Genomic DNA, 17,058 nt, shown 5'->3' on the forward strand with positions numbered 1-17,058 from the left:
AATCGATCTGTCTGCTTTCCGCTCGGGCAAGAATAAATTTGCTCAACGGAAGACAGCGTGTCGTCGCCAAGACATGGCTTGCTACAAACTGTAGAAACGTAACCTCATCAATTCGCAAGGCCCAGGATGAAGCTGTCGGACTTCATATTTCAGTTCCCTATTGGCATCGCTCGCGCGAGGCAAGGCCTTTGTCGCGTCCGCACGTTCTTTGGCCCTCAAAGTGGTGTCACCGCGCTTCTGACGGATATCGGCGAGTTTGCTGTTGGGTCGTCGATAACGAACTCTGTTGAACACATTCACCAAGCACTCGTACTGCGCGGAATGATTCAGCTCGACGTGCGTGTCATCGAGCACTACGAGAGGCACGATGCCGAAGGGGGATCGTTCTCGCTGGTCAGCTTTGGACCCGCGGGCGATCCGTCGTGGGAGCGGATGTCCATGCAAGACGCGTTGTCGATTCTTTCTTGTGATTCGAGTGAGTTCACAAGCTCGACAGCGATGAACCTGCGATTGGTCGCGGAAATCGAACGTCTGCGAAATGCAATCGATCCCTTCGCTGATGCCCCGTGGTTGGAAGAACCCGAGATCGTCAATCGGCGGGGCGCAATAGAAAGCGGAATGATCTCCAAAGCCATGCTCTCTCAGCTTGTCAATGCGAGCGCAACGGAACGACAGCTTCAGGAATTGTTGAAGCAAGACCCTTCCTTCTTCGGGGAGGTCTACGGAGATCCCTATGAGGAGTACATCGTCCTTTCCGAGTATCCGCTGGCCGATGGATTCATTGATTTCGTTGTCTTCACGGGGCGTTCACGGATGGAGGTCGTGCTGATCGAGATCAAGGGAGCGGATTTCTTCCTGGTGAACGACGACAGCTATGGCGAGTTCTCGCACAAGGTCAACCAAGCGGCCGGCCAGATACGACGTCGGATCGGTGCAATCTACAGGGACATGTCGACGTTCCGGCGCCAAGCCCACAAAGTGCGGCACGCGGCTGAGGCAGGCGCCTCTGGTCATGGCGCCTTCATCGGGCCACATCCGAAGTTGTTGGTCGACCCCGACAAGGACATCGAGCTTCGCTCGGTGGTTATCGGTGGCCGGACGCGCGACGACTTTTCCGAGAGCAAGAAGCGGCACGATTTCGAACATGGCATGTCGCCGCCCATACGCATCGAGTCATGGGACACATGGATTCGGAAACTTCAACGTCAGTGAAGTTTTTTCATCACTTGCCGCTTGAACTTGTCTGTAGGCAGTTGGAAGCGGTGGACGATGACGTGGCGCACGGCTCTGTGGGCCTCACACGCCCAGCAGTTCTTCCAGCACCTTCGGCTCCGCCAGCAGATCGGCCGACGCCCCATGCCGCACGATCTGCCCCTTCTCCATCACCACCGCCAGGTCCGTGTGCGCGAGCACCTTGCGGTAGTCGCGGTCGACGATCAGCGTGGCGATGCCTGTGCTGCGGATCTCGCTGATCACGCGCCAGATCTCGGCCACGATCAGCGGCGCCAAGCCTTCGGTCGCTTCGTCGAGGATCAGCAGGCGCGGGTTGGTCATGAGCGCGCGGCCGATGGAGAGCATCTGCTGCTCGCCGCCCGACAGCTGCTGGCCGCCGTGCGAGAGCCGTTCCGACAGACGCGGAAAGGTGGCCATCACACGGTCGAAGGTCCAGGCGCGCTGGCCGTCGACGCCGGCGCGTTCGCTCATCACGAGGTTCTCGCGCACCGACAGGTTCGGAAAGATGCCACGCCCCTCGGGCACGTAGCCGATGCCCAGGCGCGCCATCTTCTCGGGCGGCAGGCCGGTGACGGTGCGGCCGTCGACCTGCACCTCGCCTGAGGCCGGACGCACGTAGCCCATGACCGTGCGGATGAGCGTGGTCTTGCCCATGCCGTTGCGCCCGAGCAGGCCGACCGAGGTCGCCGCCGGAATGCCGGCGTGCACGCCGCGCAGGATGTGGCTGTTGCCGTAATAGGTGTTGAGGTCGCGAACGATCAGCATCTCAGGCCTCCCGCCGGGCCGCCCCAAGGGAGGCCGGCGCCCCCTCGGGGGGCAGCGAATACACGAAGTGATGAGCGTGGGGGCATCAATGGTTCTCCTCGCCGAGGTACGCGGTGCGCACTTCGGGGTTCTCGCGGATCGACTTCGGGTCGCCCGTGGCGATGACGGTGCCGTTCACCATCACGGTGATGCGGTCGGCGATGCGGAACACGGCGTCCATGTCGTGCTCCACCAGCAGGATGGCGTGCGTGGCCTTCAGCCGCGCGAGCAGCGTGAGCATGCGATCGGTTTCTTCGGCGCCCATGCCGGCGAGCGGCTCGTCGAGCAGCAGCACGCGCGGGTGGGTGGCCAGGCACATCGCCACTTCGAGCTGGCGTTGCGCGCCGTGGCTCAGCGTGCCGGCGATGCGCCGCGCTTCGGCCGTGAGGCCGGCGGCGTCGAGCGCGGCGTCGGCCGACGCGTTGCTGGTGGCGCAGCGCTGCGACGACTGCCAGATCGCCCACGGTTTCGCCGTGGCGGCCTGCGCGGCGAGGCGGCAGTTCTCGTGCACGCTGAACTCCGGGAAGATGGTCGTGCGCTGGTAGCTGCGGCCCACGCCGTCGCGGGCGCGGCGCGACTGCGCACGCGCGGTGATGTCCACGCCGTCGAGCGCGATGCGGCCTTCGGAGGCCTCGATCTCGCCCGAGAGCATGTTGATGAGCGTCGACTTGCCGGCGCCGTTGGTGCCGATCACCGCATGCACTTCGCCGATGTGCAGGTCGAGCGTGACGGCGTTCACGGCGGTGAGGCCGCCGAAGCGGCGCGTGAGTTTGTCGACAGAGAGCAGTGCGGCGGTCATGCGCCTCCCTTCGGCGACAGCCGTTGCACCAGGCCGATCAGGCCCTTGGGCAGCAGCGCCACGAACACGATGATGGCGATGCCCAGCGTGAGCTGCCAGTGGTCGGCCAGCGGCCCCATCACCGCATGCGTCGAGAAGACTTCCTTCAGCAGCGTGAAGGCCACGGCGCCGATCACCGCGCCGCGCAGGTGGCCGAGGCCGCCGAGGATCACCATCAGCAGCACCTCGCCCGAGTTGTGCCAGGCCATCAGCTCGGGGTTGACCACGCCGTCGCGCGAGGCCAGCAGAAAGCCCGCGAGCCCGGCCAGCGCGCCCGCGAGCACGAAGGCCGCGAGCTTGTAGCCGTACACCGGAAAGCCGGCGGCACGCATGCGCTGCTCGTTCACGCGGATGCCCGCGAGCGCCGCGCCGAAGCGCGAGCGGCGCACCAGCGCGAGCAGGCCGTAGGTGAAAACCAGCGAAGCGAGCACCACGTAGAACAGCACGCGGCGGTTCTCCATGTCGAGCGCGCCGAGGGCGGGGCGCACGTACAGGTAGATGCCGTCGCTGCCGCCACCGACCTTGGTGTCGTGGAACACGAAGAAGGCCATCTGCGCAAAGGCCAGCGTGACCATGATGAAGTACACGCCGCGCGTGCGCAGGCTCAGCGCACCGACGAACAGCGCATACAGCGCCGCCGCGCCCATCGACAGCACCAGCAGCACCGCGAAGTTGCCGCCCTCGCTGCCCGAGGCCAGCACGGTGACGTACGCGCCGATGCCGTAGAAGGCCGCATGGCCCAGGCTCACGAGCCCGGTCATGCCCACCAGCAGCTCCAGGCTGAGCGCGAAGATCGACAGGATCATCACCTTGACGATGAAGTCCGACGCGTAGTTGCCCAGCAGCGGGCCGGCCACGGCGAGGGCGATGGCGCACAGCACGGGCACGACGAAGGCGCGGCGCCGCGGCGACGAAGACACAGACGCAACCACGGGGCTCATGGCCGCCTCCCCATCAAGCCTTCAGGCTTCCAGATCAGCACGATGGCCATCAGCAGGTAGATGCCGATGCCGCTGAGGTCGGCGAAGAACACCTTGCCGAAGGTGTCGACGAAGCCCACCAGCAGCGAGGCCACGAGCGCGCCGGTGATCGAGCCGATGCCGCCGATCACCACGAGCACGAAGCAGATGATGAGCACGCTGGCGCCCATGTTCGGGTACACCGAGGACATCGGCGCGGCGATCATGCCGGCGAGGGCCGCTAGCGCCACGCCGGCCGCGAACACGATGCGGTACAGCCGCTTCACGTCGATGCCCAGGCCGCGCACCATGTCGCGGTTGCTCGCGCCGGCGCGGATCATCATGCCCAGTCGCGTGCGGTTCACCACGTAGTACAGGCCCACGGCCAGCACGATGCAGGCGGCCGAGGCAAAGAGGCGATACCACGGGTAGCTCATGACGTTGCCCAGCGCGAAGCTGCCGTCGAGCCACGCGGGCACCTTCACGCCGTGCACGTCGTTGCCCACGAAGATGGAGCGCAGCTCCTCGAACACCAGAATGAGCCCGTAGGTCATGAGCACCTGCTGCAGGTGGTCGCGCTGGTAGAGGTAGCTGAAGAAGGCCCACTCGAGCACGTAGCCGAAGATCGCGGCCAGCACCACGCCGGCCACCAGCATCAGCAGAAACTGGTCGCCGAACAGCGGCGCCAGCGAGAACGCCAGGTAGGCGCCGATCATGTAGAAGCTCCCGTGGGCGAGGTTGATGACGCCCATGATCCCGAAGATCAGCGTCAGCCCCGAGGCCACGAGAAAGAGCAGCAGGCCGTACTGAACGGAGTTCAGGCACTGCACGAGAAAGGTTCCGAAATCCACCGTGAGATCCCAGTTGGTTGTGGTTGCCGCAAGGCGGCTCGCAGCCCCGTGAACTTGATCGGGGGCCGCGAGGGAACGAGACGAACGTCGGGGCTTGTGGCCCGCTACTTACTTACATCCGGCAGCCGCGAGCAGGATCAGACAGGCCCTTGATGGCCGTGCTGACGAGCTTGTTTTCCTTGCCATCGACCTTGCGCAGATAGATGTCCTGCACCGGGTTGTGCGACTTGCTCATCGTGAAGGTGCCGCGCGGGCTGTCGATCTTCGCCTTCTCGATCGCGCCGGTGAACTCGGCCTTCTTCGAGATGTCGCCCTTGGTGGCAGCAAGGCCCACGCCCAGCATCTGCGCGGCGTCGTAGCCCTGCACCGCGTACACGTCGGGCTGCAGCTTGAACGACTTGGCATAGGCCACGCGGAAGGCGTTGTCGCGCGGCGTGTTCAGGCCGTCGGCGTAGTGCAGCGTGGTGAGCATGCCCTGCGCCGATTCGCCCTGCGCGTCGAGCGTGCCGTCGGTCAGGAAGCCGGGGCCGTACAGCGGGATGGTCTTGTTCAGGCCGGCGGCCTGGTAGTCCTTGACGAACTTCACCGCGCCGCCGCCCGCGAAGAAGGCGTACACCGCATCGGGCTTGGCCGCCGCGATCTCGGTCAGCAGCGCCTGGAACTCCACGTTGGGGAAGGGCAGGGTGAGCTGCTTGTCGACCTTGCCGCCGTTCTTCTCGAAGCCTTCCTTGAAGCCGTTGACCGACTCTTCGCCGGCCGCGTACTTCCAGGTGATGGTCATGACCTTCTTCTTGCCCTGCTGCTTGGCCGCGACCTCGCCCATGGCGAAAGCCGGCTGCCAGTTGCTGAACGAGCTGCGGAAGATGTTGGGTGCGCACATGGGGCCCGTCACCGCGTCGGCGCCGGCGTTCGGCACGATGAGCACGGTGCCGCTTTCCTTGGCGGCCTTGGCCATCGCCATCGCCACGCCCGAGTGCACGGTGCCGACGATCACGTCGACGTTGTCGCGCTTGATGAGCTTGTTGACGTTGTCGGTGGCCTTGGCCGGGTCGGACTCGTCGTCGACCTTGAAGTATTCGATCTCGCGGCCCGCGAGCTTGCCGCCCTGCTGTTCCACGTAGAGCTTGAAGCCGTTTTCAATGGCCACGCCCAGGGCGGTGTAGGTGCCGCTGTAGGGCAGCATCAGGCCGACCTTGAGCTTGCCCGTGCCCTGTGCGCCGGCAGCAGTGGCCAGTGCGGCGAGGGCGATGGCCGTGAGCGCCAGGCGCGCGGTGCGAAGGTTCGTCATGGTGTCTGTCTCCTGTTGTTGGTGATGAAAGAAGCGGTCGCGACGATGACACGATCCGGCTGATCGCGATGCGGGGAATGCCCGCATTCAGGGATTTCGAGCAGCTCGCATGTCCCACCGACGCGCGGTGCGATGTCGCGGATCTGTGCGAGCGTGCCGTATTCGTCGTCGATGCCCTGCACCGCGAGCACGGGGCAGCGGATGGTGGCCAGCTCGGCCTCGATGTTCCAGTCGCGAAAGGGCGGGTGCAGCCAGATGCGGTTCCAGCCCCAGAAGGCCGAGTCGGCGCTGTCGTGGTAGCGGCCGAGCTTGGCGGGCAGGTCGGTCGTGCGGTAGGCGGTGCGCGCGATCTCGATGTTCGCGACGGTCTTGTCTTCCACGAAGAGGTGCGGCGCGAGCACCACGAGGCCTGCGACCTTGCCGGGGAAGCGTGCGGCATACAGCAGAGAGATCGAGCCGCCGTCGCTGTGGCCGAAGAGCCAGGGTTTTTCGTCGCCGAGCTTCAGCGCGGCGAACAGCGCGGGCAGCACCTCGTGCGCCTGGCGGTGCATGAAGTCGACGTCCCAGATCTCGTCTTCGGCGCGCGGCGTGGAGCGGCCGTAGCCGGGGCGCGAGAACACGAGGCCGCGTGCACCGGCGGCTTCGCAGACTTGCGCGGGGAAGTCCTTCCACATCGCGACGGAGCCGAGGCCCTCGTGGAGGAAGACGATGAGCGGGGTGTCGGCGCTGCGCTCGGGGGTGATCCACTGGCACTCGATGCGGATGGGGCGGCCGCGCCAGTCGATGGTGGCGAAGTCGATGCCGCTCATCGCGTGGCTCCCGGCTGTTGCTCCCTCTCCCTCTGGGAGAGGGCGGGGGTGAGGGCCAGCGGCGCTCGCGAAGGCTGTGCGCGTGCGAAGGCCGATGCCCTCACCCTAACCCTCTCCCAGAGGGAGAGGGGACAACGCGGGAACCTCGTGCGCATGTTCACGCCTGCTTCTCGCGTTCGCGCAGCCGGAACCGCTGAATCTTTCCCGTCGCCGTCTTCGGCAACTCGCTCACGAACTCCAGAAACCGCGGGTACTTGTAAGGCGCCAACCGTTCCTTCACGAACGTCTTGAGTTCGTCCTCGGTCACCGCAGCGCCGTCCTTCAGCACCACGAACGCCTTGGTCTTCGTGAGCCCGTCCGCATCGTCCTTCCCGATCACCGCCGCCTCGAGCACGGCCGGGTGCTGCATCAGCGTGGCCTCGACCTCGAAGGGCGACACGTAGATGCCGCTGACCTTGAGCATGTCGTCGCTGCGGCCCGCGTACGTGAAGTAGCCGTCGGCATCGCGCGTGTACTTGTCGCCGCTCTTGGTCCAGCCGCCCTGGAAGGTGTCGCGCGACTTCTCGCGGTTGCACCAGTACATGAGCGCCGAGCTCGGGCCGCGGATGTACAGGTCGCCCACCTCGCCGTCGGGCACGGGGCGGCCGTCTTCGCCGCGCAGCTCGACCTCGTAGCCGTCCACCGGCTTGCCGGTGGTGCCGTAGCGCACGTCGCCGGGGCGGTTGGAGATGAAGATGTGCAGCATCTCCGTGGAGCCGATGCCGTCGATGATCTCGCAGCCGAAGTGCGCCTTGAAGCGCTGCGCGATCTCGCCCGGCAGCGCCTCGCCGGCGGACGAGCACATGCGCAGCGCGACCGCATCGCGCGCCGGCAGCTTCGGCGACGCGAGCATGCCCGCGAAGCCTGTGGGTGCGCCGAAGAACACGGTCGGTTGGTGTTCGGTCCAGCGGCGGAAGGTCGCGTCGGGCGTGGGGCGCTCGGCCATCAGCACGACGGTGGCGCCGACCGACAGCGGGAAGGTCAGCGCATTGCCCAGGCCGTACGCGAAGTACATCTTGGCGGCCGAGAAACACACGTCGTCTTCGGTGAGGCCGAGCACGGGCTTGCCGTAGAGCTCGGCGGTCCACCACAGGTTGGCGTGCGTGTGCACCGTGCCCTTGGGCTTGCCGGTGGAGCCGGAGGAATAGAGCCAGAAGCCGGGGTCGTCCGACGCGGTGAGTGCCGGTGCGGGCTGGGGCTCGACGGCGACGAGTGCGGCCTCGAACTCTTGCGCGCCCTCGGGCAGCGCGCCCGTCGGTTGCGACACGAACAGCGTCTGCACTTCATGGCCGCCGCGTGCCATCGCATCTTGCAAGGTCGGCAGCAGTGCGCCCGACACCAGCACGGCCTGCGCGCGGCTGTGGTCGAGCATGTAGGCGTAGTCGTCGGGCGTGAGCAGCGTGTTCACGGCCACGGGCACGATGCCCGCGTAGAGGCAACCCAGAAAGCTCACGGGCCAGTCGTTGCCGTCGAGCATGAGCAGCAGCACGCGCTCTTCGCGGCGCAGGCCCGCGGCTTTCAGCGCGGCGGCCAGGCGGCGCGCGCGGTCTTCGAGCTGGCCGTAGCCCAGCGTGCCGCGGTCGTCGATGTAGGCGGTGCGCTCGGCGCGGCCGCGGTTGAGGGCGAACAGGTGTTCGGCAAAGTTGAATCGGGCGGGCAGGCTGCTCATCGTGTTGTCTCCTTGGGGCCTGTGCGTGGCGGGCTCTAGAGGCCGAGGGCGGCGAGCACGCCGGGGCTCGCCTGCACCGCGCTCTTGCGGTGATAGAAGTCGAGCGCGCGCAGGCCGCCCAGCTCGGCGCCGCCGCCCGCGCGGCCGGGGCCGCCGTGCATCGACATCGGCATCACGTTGCCGTGGCCGGTGTGGGCTTGCGCCACCTCAGGCGTGATGACGTGCACGCGGCCGTGGCTCGGTGCGACCGACAGCGCGGCCTGGGCCAGCGCGGCGTCGTCGCTGCCGTAGAGAGAGGTGACGAGCGAGCCCTGGCCCCGGTGCGCGAGCGCAATGCCGTGCGCGAGGTCGTTGTAGGGCAGCAGCGTGGCGACGGGGCCGAACACTTCCACGTCGTGCACGCGCTGCGCCGCATCGGCGTCGCGCGCGCCCAGCAGCACGGGGCCGATGCAGGCGGCCACGGCGGGGTCGGCGTCGATGAGGGGCTTGCTGCTGCTGTCGTGCAGCACGGTGGTTTGCGCGGCCAGTGCGTCGAGGCCGTCGCGCACCGCGTTCAGTTGTGCGCGGCTCACGAGCGAACCCATGCGCACGTTCTCGTTGCGCGGGTTGCCGACGGTCACGCCCGCGAGCTTGGCGCCGATGGCTTCGGCGGCGGCGTCGTACACCTCGGCCGGCACCAGGATGCGGCGGATGGCGGTGCACTTCTGGCCCGACTTGACCGTCATCTCGCGCACCACTTCGCGCACGAGCAGGTGGAAGGCCTCGCTGCCGGGCGCGGCGCCGGGCAGCAGCAGGGCGCTGTTGAGGCTGTCGGCCTCGATGTTCATGCGCACCGAACGCTCGGCCACGGCCGGGTGCGAACGGATGAGAGCGGCCGTCTCGGCCGAGCCGGTGAACGAGACCACGTCGAAGGGCTGCAGCTGGTCCATCAAACCGGCCGAGCTGCCGCAGATGACCGACAGCGCGCCGGCCGGCAGCACGCCCGCATCGACGACGTCTTTCACCATGCGCTGCGTGAGCCAGGCGGTGGCCGTGGCGGGCTTCACGATCACGGGCACGCCCGACAGCAGTGCGGGCGCGGCCTTTTCCCACAGGCCCCACGAGGGGAAGTTGAAGGCGTTGATGAACAGCGCCACGCCGTGCGTCGGCACCTGCAGGTGCTGCGACTGGAACACGGGCTCCTTGCCGAGCTTCACGGCGTCGCCGTCGCGCAGTGCACGCACGTCGCCGAGCGCGTCGCCCCACTTGGCGTACTGGCCGAGCGTGAAGATCGCGCCGTCGATGTCGACGGCCGAGTCATTCTTCACCGTGCCGCAGTTCGCGGTGGCGATCTCGTAGTACGCGTCGCGGTTCGCCTGCAGCACCTTCACGATAGCGGCGAGCAGGCCAGCGCGTTGGCGGTAGGTGAGGGCGCGCAGCGCGCGGCCGCCCTGTGCGCGGGCGAAGGCAAAGGCTTCGGGCAGGTCGAGGCCGGTGGCGTCGACGCGTGCGAGTTCGGTGCCGAGCACCGGGTCGAACAGGGGCGTGCCGGCGCCCGTGCCGCTTTGCCAGCGGCCGGCGACGTGGTTGGCGAGAAGGTCGGTCATGGAGTGAACTTGATCTGCCCTTCGGGCAGGAGATACAGAACCAGCGCGCGGCCTTGGGCCACGGTCGGGCGGTGTGCGGTGCCGGGCCCGTAGACGCACCAGCCCGCGGGCCGTCCGTCGAAGGTGGCGGCGGGGGTGTCGTCGAGCGGCATGATCAGGTCGATCTCGCCGTTCGGGTGCGTGTGGTGCGGGCCGGCGAGGTCCTGCATGTCGACCACGTCGACCGAGAAGCGGTGCAGCGCGTCCTCGGCCTTGAAGACGCGGCCGTACTTGATGCCGCCGCCTTCGCGCTCGCACAGCCAGCCTTCGGCAACGCCGCCGATGCAGGCCTGGCGCAGTTGCGCAAAGCGGGCGCTGCCGGCGCCGTGGGTGGTGTTGAGCCACTGGTCGAGCGTGTCGTCGAGCGGCTGGCCGGCGATCTCGGCGGTCAGGCCGGCGATCAGCTGGTGAAATGCCGCCTTGCCGGTGGCGGGCGTGGAGGTGTCGGACATCGTGGGCCTCGAACGGATGAACTATCGACTTCTTGCAGGAAGGCTGCGCGTGCAGTATCTTGCGTGTGATCGAACAATAAGCAGCGAGACAACAGGTGTCAAGCAATATAGTGCATATATGGTGTTTACCCTGAGCGCGCACAATCCCGGCGAAGAACGAGGAATGGCATGAACGAGCATGTAGACGCGGTGCTGGCCACCGCGCCCGAGGGCGGCACCGGCAACCACGGCGCCGCCGTGGCCGGGGAGGCCAAGAACCCATTGCTGGTGGCACTGGGCGACCGCGTGCGCAACCTGCGCGCGCAGCGCGGCCTCACGCGCAAGGCGGTGGCCTTGTCGGCCGACGTCTCGGAGCGTCACCTGGCGAACCTGGAATACGGCATCGGCAACGCATCCATCCTGGTGCTGCAGCAGGTGGCCGGGGCGCTGCACTGCTCGCTGGCCGAGCTGGTGGGCGACGTGACGACCAGCTCGCCCGAGTGGCTGCTGATCCGCGAACTGCTCGAGCACCGCAGCGAGGCCGACCTGCGCCGCGTGCGCGTGGCGCTCGGCGAGATGCTGGGCACGGCCTCGGTCGATCCGGCGCGACACCGGCGCATCGCGCTCGTGGGGCTGCGCGGCGCGGGCAAGTCGACGCTGGGGCAGATGCTGGCCGAAGACCTCGAAATTCCGTTCATCGAACTGAGCCGCGAGATCGAGAAGCTCGCAGGCTGCAGCGTGCGCGAAATCCACGACCTGTACGGCACCAACGCCTACCGCCGCTACGAGCGCCGCGCGCTCGAAGAAGCGGTGCAGATCTACAGCGAGGTGGTCATTGCCACGCCCGGGGGCATCGTGTCCGACCCGGCCACCTTCAACGAGCTGCTCGCCCACTGCACCACCGTGTGGCTGCAGGCCGCGCCCGAGGAGCACATGGGCCGTGTGGCCGCGCAGGGCGACACCCGCCCGATGGCCGCCAGCAAGGAAGCCATGGAAGACCTGCGGCGCATCCTGAACGGGCGCGCCGCGTTCTATTCGAAGGCCGATCTGTCGGTGGACACGAGCGGTAAGACGCTGCAGCAGAGCTTCCAGGCGCTGCGCACAGTCGCCCGCCAATCCATAGGCCTGGTCTAGGCCGCTGCATCTGAAAAAAAGCACAACAGGCATTGACTTGCCTGTTTGCATGCAGCATGATGCATGTCATCGGAACAAGGAAGTGCATTATTATTCCTGTTCACGGTTTTCTGAACACAGCCCCACAGGAGACTTCCGCATGACCGACACCACGCTCCAGGCGCCCCAGCGCGTCGACTACCGCATCGAACCTGCTCAGTACCGCCATTGGTCGCTGAGCTTCGACGGCGCCATTGCGCGCCTCACGCTCGACATCGCGGAAGACGGCGGCATTCGCCCCGGCTACAAGCTCAAGCTCAACAGCTACGACCTGGGCGTGGACATCGAGCTGAACGACGCGCTCAACCGCATCCGCTTCGAGCACCCCGAAGTGCGCAGCGTGATCGTCACCAGCGGCAAGGACCGCATCTTCTGCTCGGGCGCCAACATCTTCATGCTGGGCGTTTCGAGCCACGCCTGGAAGGTGAACTTCTGCAAGTTCACCAACGAGACGCGCAACGGCATGGAAGACACCTCCAAGTATTCGGGCCTGAAGTTCCTCGCGGCCGTGAACGGCGCCTGCGCCGGCGGCGGCTACGAGCTGGCGCTGGCCTGCGACGAGATCTTGCTGGTGGACGACCGCTCCTCGTCGGTCTCGCTGCCCGAAGTGCCGCTGCTCGGCGTGCTGCCCGGCACCGGCGGCCTGACCCGCGTGACCGACAAGCGCCACGTGCGCCACGACCTCGCCGACATCTTCTGCACCAGCGTCGAAGGCGTGCGCGGCCAGCGCGCGGTCGACTGGCGCCTGGTCGATGCGGTGGCCAAGCCCGCGCAGTTCCCCGCCGCCGTGCAGGAACGCGCCACCCAGCTCGCCGCCGGCAGCGACCGCCCGGCCGGCGCCAAGGGCGTGGCCCTGACCCGCGTCGAGCGCACCGACAGCGCCGACGGCATCGCCTATGCCCACGTCAACGTGCAGATCGACCGCAGCAAGCGCACCGCGACGATCACCGTGAAGGCGCCCACCGGCGCGCAGCCGGCCGACATCGCCGGCATCGAAGCCGCAGGCGCTGCCTGGTGGCCGCTGGCTGTGTGCCGCGAGCTCGACGACGCCATCCTCAACCTGCGCACCAACGAACTCGACGTCGGCACCTGGCTGCTCAAGACCGAAGGCGACGCCGCTGCCGTGCTGGCCTCCGACGCCGTGATGTTCGCCAACAAGGACCACTGGCTGGTGCGCGAAACCATCGGCGGCCTGCGCCGCACGCTGGCGCGACTCGATGTGTCGTCGCGCAGCCTGTTCGCGCTGGTCGAGGCCGGCTCCTGCTTCGCCGGCACGCTGGCCGAGCTGGCCTTTGCGGCCGACCGCACCTACATGCTCGCGCTGCCCGACGACGCCGCGCGCGCACCGAAGCTCACGCTCAACGAATTCAACTTCGGCTTCTTCCCGATGGTGAACGACCAGAGCCGCCTGCAGCGCCGCTTCTATGAAGAGGCCGCGCCGCTCGAAGCCGCGCGCGCGGTCGCCGGCCAGGCGCTCGACGCCGACGAGGCCATGAAGCTCGGCCTCGTGACCGCCGCGCCCGACGACATCGACTGGGACGACGAGATTCGCATCGCCATCGAAGAGCGCGCCGCCATGTCGCCCGACGCGCTCACCGGCCTCGAAGCCAACCTGCGCTTCGCAAGCAAGGAGAACATGGCCACCCGCATCTTCGGCCGCCTCACGGCCTGGCAGAACTGGATCTTCAACCGCCCTAACGCCGTCGGCGAAAAGGGTGCGCTGAAGGTCTACGGCACCGGTCAAAAAGCCGGCTTCGACTTGAACCGCGTTTGAGCACAGAGCAGCAGTCCGCACAACCCAAGGAACAACGATGAGCACGATCAACTACAGCGAGAAGATCCCCAACAACGTCAACCTCGGCGAAGACCGCACGCTGCAGCGCGCGCTCGAAGGCTGGCAACCCAACTTCATCAACTGGTGGGACGACGTGGGCCCCGAAGGCTCGACCAACCACGACGTGTACCTGCGCACGGCAGTGAGCGTCGACCCGCAAGGCTGGGCGCAGTTCGGCCACGTGAAAATGCGCGACTACCGCTGGGGCATCTTCCTGAACCCGGGCGACGCCAACCGCGAAGTGCACTTCGGCGACCACAAGGGCGAGAAGGTCTGGCAGGACGTGCCCGGCGAACACCGCGCCAACCTGCGCCGCATCATCGTCACGCAGGGCGACACCGAGCCCGCGTCGGTCGAGCAGCAGCGCCACCTGGGCCTCACGGCGCCGTCGATGTACGACCTGCGCAACCTGTTCCAGATCAACGTCGAAGAAGGCCGCCACCTGTGGGCCATGGTCTACCTGCTGCAGAAGCACTTCGGCCGTGACGGTCGCGAAGAGGCCGACGCGCTGCTGCAGCGCACCTCGGGCGACGCCAACAACCCGCGCATCCTGGGCGCCTTCAATGAGAAGACGCCCGACTGGCTCGCGTTCTTCATGTTCACGTACTTCACCGACCGCGACGGCAAGTTCCAGCTGGCCGCGCTGGCCGAGAGCGCGTTCGACCCGCTGGCGCGCACCACGAAGTTCATGCTGACCGAAGAAGCGCACCACATGTTCGTGGGCGAGAGCGGCGTGTCGCGCGTCATTGCGCGCACCGCGCAGGTCATGAACGAGCTGAAGACCGACGACGCGCAGAAGATCCGCGCCGCCGGCTGCATCGACCTGGGCACCATCCAGCGCTACCTGAACTTCCACTACTCGGTGACCATCGACCTGTTCGGCGCCGACCAGTCGAGCAACGCCGCCATCTTCTACAGCTCGGGCCTGAAGGGCCGCTACGAAGAAGGCAAGCGCGACGACGACCACGTGCTCAAGGGCCAGACCTACAAGGTGCTCGAAGTGAAGGAGGGCCAGCTCGTCGAGAAGGACGTGCCGATGCTCAACGCGCTGAACGAAGTGCTGCGCGACGACTTCATCAAGGACTCGGTGTCCGGCGTCGGCCGCTGGAACAAGGTGCTCGAGAAGGCCGGCATCCCGACCCGCCTGTCGGTGCCGCACAAGGCTTTCAACCGCCAGATCGGCGCACTCGCCGGCATCAAGATGTCGCCCGAAGGCCGCGTGGTGAGCGAGGTCGAATGGGCCGCCAAGCGCGATGAATGGCTGCCGAGTTCCGAAGACTTCGCTTTCGTGGCATCGTTGATGGGCCGCGTCATCGAGCCGGGCAAGTTCGCAGGCTGGATCGCACCGCCGGTGATGGGCATCAACCGCCAGCCGGTGGATTTCGAATACGTGCGTTTCGGCTGAGCGTCTGGATATGAAGCCCTCGTCCCCACGGCGAGGGCATGGAGAACAACATGGACATGGTCGTTGAAGCCGGGGTCATCAAGCAGCACCTGATCGACCCCGAGATCTGCATCCGCTGCAACACCTGCGAGGCGACCTGCCCCGTGAACGCGATCACGCACGACGACAACAACTACGTCGTTCGTGCGGACGTCTGCAATGGCTGCATGGCCTGCATCTCGCCGTGCCCCACGGGCTCGATCGACAACTGGCGCACCATGCCTTTGGTGCGCGCGTACACCATCGAAGAGCAGCTCACGTGGGAAGAACTGCCCGCCGAGCTGTCGCCCGAAGAACTCGAAGCCGCGGGCGTGTCCGGCGCGGCCGCCGACGCTGTGGAAGCGCCCGCGCAGACGCAGGCCCAGGCCGCCGCCGAAGCTACCGAGCCGGTCTTCAACTCCGCGCAGTACGGCGCCAGCGTGCCGCCCTGGTCGGCCGCGCACGCGTACACCAACCTGTTCCCGCCGAAGACACCGACCACCGCCACCGTGGTGGGCAACTTCAACTGCACCGAGGCCGGCTTCGACAGCGAGACCCACCACATCGTGCTCGACTTCGGCGTGGTGCCGTTCCCCGTGCTCGAGGGCCAGTCGATCGGCATCGTGCCGCCGGGCGTCGATGCCATCGGCAAGCGCCACCACGCGCGCCAGTACTCCGTGGCCAGCCCGCGCAACGGCGAGCGGCCCGGCTACAACAACGTCTCGCTCACCGTGAAGCGCGTCACCGAAGACCACGAGGGCGACCCGGTGCGCGGCGTGTGCTCCAACTACGTGTGCGACCTCAAGGTGGGCGACACGGTGCAGGTGGTGGGGCCCTTCGGTTCGTCGTTCCTGATGCCGAACCACCCCAAGTCGCACATCGTGATGATCTGCACCGGCACCGGCAGCGCACCCATGCGCGCCATGACCGAATGGCGCCGGCGCCTGCGCAAGAGCGGCAAGTTCGAGGGCGGCAAGCTCATGCTGTTCTTCGGCGCGCGAACGCAGCAGGAGCTGCCGTACTTCGGCCCGCTGCAGTCGCTGCCCAAGGACTTCATCGACATCAACTTCGCGTTCTCGCGCACGGCGGGGCAGCCCAAGCGCTACGTGCAGGACCTGATGCGCGAACGCGCCGCCGACCTGGCCGCGCTGCTGAAAGACGGCGCCAGCCATTTCTATGTGTGCGGTTTGAAGAGCATGGAAGAGGGCGTGGTGCTCGCACTGCGCGACGTGGCGAAAGAAGCGGGGCTCGACTGGGACACCGTGGGCGCCAGCTTGAAGCGCGAAGGCCGGCTCCACCTCGAAACGTACTAAGCTGCGGCGGATGCAGTTCGCCGATTTCCGTGCGGGCCAGGTCATCGAGGCCGGGCCTTATGTGCTCACCGAAGCCGAGCTGCTGCAGTTCGCGCGGGCCTATGACCCGCAGTGGTTCCACACCGATGCGGATGCCGCCGCCGACAGTCCGTTCGGCGGGCTCATCGCGAGCGGCTGGCACACCTGCTCGATCGCGATGCGGCTGGTGGTCGAGGCGGCATTGGCCGGCTCCGAATCGTTTGCGTCGCCCGGGCTTGAGCACGTGCGCTGGCCGAACCCGGTGCGGCCCGGCGATGCACTGCGGCTCGTGGCCGACGTGATCGAAGTGCGCCGCTCCGAAAAGCGCCCCGCGCTCGGCATCCTGCGCTGGCGCTGGCGGCTGTTCAACCAGCGCGCGCTGGTGGTGCTCGACACCGAAGTCACCAGCCTTTTCAAGTTGCCCGCACCCGGCCTCTGAACGACACAAGCCCGCAACGCTCACGCGCTGCGGGCTTGATTTCTTTCGGAGCGATGCGCTGCAGCAGCCGCGTCCGGCCGCTGCAGCAATGCGGCGTGCGACCTGCTTACTTCTTGTGCAGGTCGACCGCGCCCGAGCCCTGCGCCTTGCCGCTCGCCTTGGCGCCGGCCGTGGCCGGTTTCACCGCGCCGCCGACTGCGCCCGCGGCACCGGTCGCGCTGTTCACGGTGCTGCCCACGGTGTTGGTCACACCGCCGACGGCCTGCGTTGCGCCGCCGACAGCGCCGGTGGCACCGCCGACCGCACCCGTGG

General features: G+C 67.1%; 15 protein-coding genes and 1 pseudogene. 6 read left to right on the forward strand and 10 right to left on the reverse strand.

Annotated elements, in window-relative coordinates; genetic code table 11:
- Nucleotides 1-126: 126 nt before the first annotated feature.
- Complete coding sequence (locus AAG801_RS08990; protein WP_341888095.1) at nt 127-1,212, forward strand: Shedu immune nuclease family protein; 1,086 nt, start codon at nt 127-129, stop codon at nt 1,210-1,212.
- A gap of 84 nt (nt 1,213-1,296) precedes the next feature.
- Here the strand turns inward: AAG801_RS08990 and AAG801_RS08995 are convergent, their stop codons facing one another.
- The 9 genes from AAG801_RS08995 to AAG801_RS09035 form a co-directional block, all read right to left on the reverse strand.
- Complete coding sequence (locus AAG801_RS08995; RefSeq protein ID WP_341888096.1) at nt 1,297-1,998, reverse strand: ABC transporter ATP-binding protein; 702 nt, start codon at nt 1,996-1,998, stop codon at nt 1,297-1,299.
- A gap of 85 nt (nt 1,999-2,083) precedes the next feature.
- Nucleotides 2,084-2,836, reverse strand: a complete 753-nt coding sequence (locus AAG801_RS09000) for an ABC transporter ATP-binding protein (protein WP_341888097.1) — start codon at nt 2,834-2,836, stop codon at nt 2,084-2,086.
- On the reverse strand, nt 2,833-3,816 hold the full coding sequence (locus tag AAG801_RS09005; protein ID WP_341888098.1) for a branched-chain amino acid ABC transporter permease: 984 nt from the start codon (nt 3,814-3,816) through the stop codon (nt 2,833-2,835). The genes AAG801_RS09000 and AAG801_RS09005 overlap by 4 nt, the downstream gene beginning before the upstream one ends.
- A complete protein-coding gene (locus AAG801_RS09010) occupies nt 3,813-4,685 on the reverse strand; it encodes a branched-chain amino acid ABC transporter permease (protein WP_099794373.1) in 873 nt (290 codons plus the stop codon). The genes AAG801_RS09005 and AAG801_RS09010 overlap by 4 nt, the downstream gene beginning before the upstream one ends.
- 112 nt (nt 4,686-4,797) lie before the next feature.
- The gene (locus AAG801_RS09015; protein ID WP_341888099.1) at nt 4,798-5,973 is read right to left on the reverse strand and encodes an ABC transporter substrate-binding protein; all 1,176 of its coding nucleotides are present in this window, start codon (nt 5,971-5,973) and stop codon (nt 4,798-4,800) included.
- Nucleotides 5,970-6,782 (reverse strand): alpha/beta hydrolase, encoded by an 813-nt coding sequence (locus AAG801_RS09020; protein WP_341888100.1) that lies wholly within the window; start codon nt 6,780-6,782, stop codon nt 5,970-5,972. The genes AAG801_RS09015 and AAG801_RS09020 overlap by 4 nt, the downstream gene beginning before the upstream one ends.
- A gap of 157 nt (nt 6,783-6,939) precedes the next feature.
- A complete protein-coding gene (locus tag AAG801_RS09025; protein WP_341888101.1) occupies nt 6,940-8,490 on the reverse strand; it encodes a benzoate-CoA ligase family protein in 1,551 nt (516 codons plus the stop codon).
- Between the two features lie 35 nt (nt 8,491-8,525).
- A complete protein-coding gene (locus AAG801_RS09030; RefSeq protein WP_341888102.1) occupies nt 8,526-10,076 on the reverse strand; it encodes a 3,4-dehydroadipyl-CoA semialdehyde dehydrogenase in 1,551 nt (516 codons plus the stop codon).
- Nucleotides 10,073-10,567: a DUF4863 family protein gene (locus tag AAG801_RS09035; protein WP_341888103.1), complete on the reverse strand. Its 495-nt coding sequence runs from the start codon at nt 10,565-10,567 to the stop codon at nt 10,073-10,075. Before AAG801_RS09035 ends, AAG801_RS09030 begins: the two co-directional genes overlap by 4 nt.
- Nucleotides 10,568-10,735: 168 nt before the next feature.
- Here AAG801_RS09035 and AAG801_RS09040 point away from each other — a divergent pair, with 168 nt between their 5' ends.
- The 5 genes from AAG801_RS09040 (at nt 10,736) to AAG801_RS09060 (ending at nt 16,746) form a co-directional block, all read left to right on the forward strand.
- Complete coding sequence (locus AAG801_RS09040) at nt 10,736-11,680, forward strand: helix-turn-helix transcriptional regulator (RefSeq protein ID WP_192194338.1); 945 nt, start codon at nt 10,736-10,738, stop codon at nt 11,678-11,680.
- A 139-nt stretch (nt 11,681-11,819) separates the two neighbouring features.
- Nucleotides 11,820-13,493 carry a 2,3-epoxybenzoyl-CoA dihydrolase gene (gene boxC, locus AAG801_RS09045; protein WP_341888104.1) on the forward strand — a complete coding sequence of 558 codons (1,674 nt, stop codon included), beginning with the start codon at nt 11,820-11,822 and terminating at the stop codon, nt 13,491-13,493.
- A gap of 37 nt (nt 13,494-13,530) precedes the next feature.
- Nucleotides 13,531-14,958 carry a benzoyl-CoA 2,3-epoxidase subunit BoxB gene (boxB, locus tag AAG801_RS09050; protein ID WP_099794387.1) on the forward strand — a complete coding sequence of 476 codons (1,428 nt, stop codon included), beginning with the start codon at nt 13,531-13,533 and terminating at the stop codon, nt 14,956-14,958.
- A gap of 50 nt (nt 14,959-15,008) precedes the next feature.
- Nucleotides 15,009-16,289 carry a benzoyl-CoA 2,3-epoxidase subunit BoxA gene (gene boxA / locus AAG801_RS09055; protein WP_341888105.1) on the forward strand — a complete coding sequence of 427 codons (1,281 nt, stop codon included), beginning with the start codon at nt 15,009-15,011 and terminating at the stop codon, nt 16,287-16,289.
- Nucleotides 16,290-16,299: 10 nt separating this feature from the next.
- Entirely contained in the window at nt 16,300-16,746 is a 447-nt protein-coding gene (locus AAG801_RS09060) for a MaoC family dehydratase (protein WP_341888106.1), read from the forward strand.
- A gap of 106 nt (nt 16,747-16,852) precedes the next feature.
- On the opposite strand, the pseudogene AAG801_RS09065 reads toward AAG801_RS09060, so the two are convergent.
- A pseudogene (locus AAG801_RS09065) lies at nt 16,853-17,058 on the reverse strand (adhesin); the annotation flags it as partial.

The organism is Variovorax sp. YR752 (assembly GCF_943372545.1).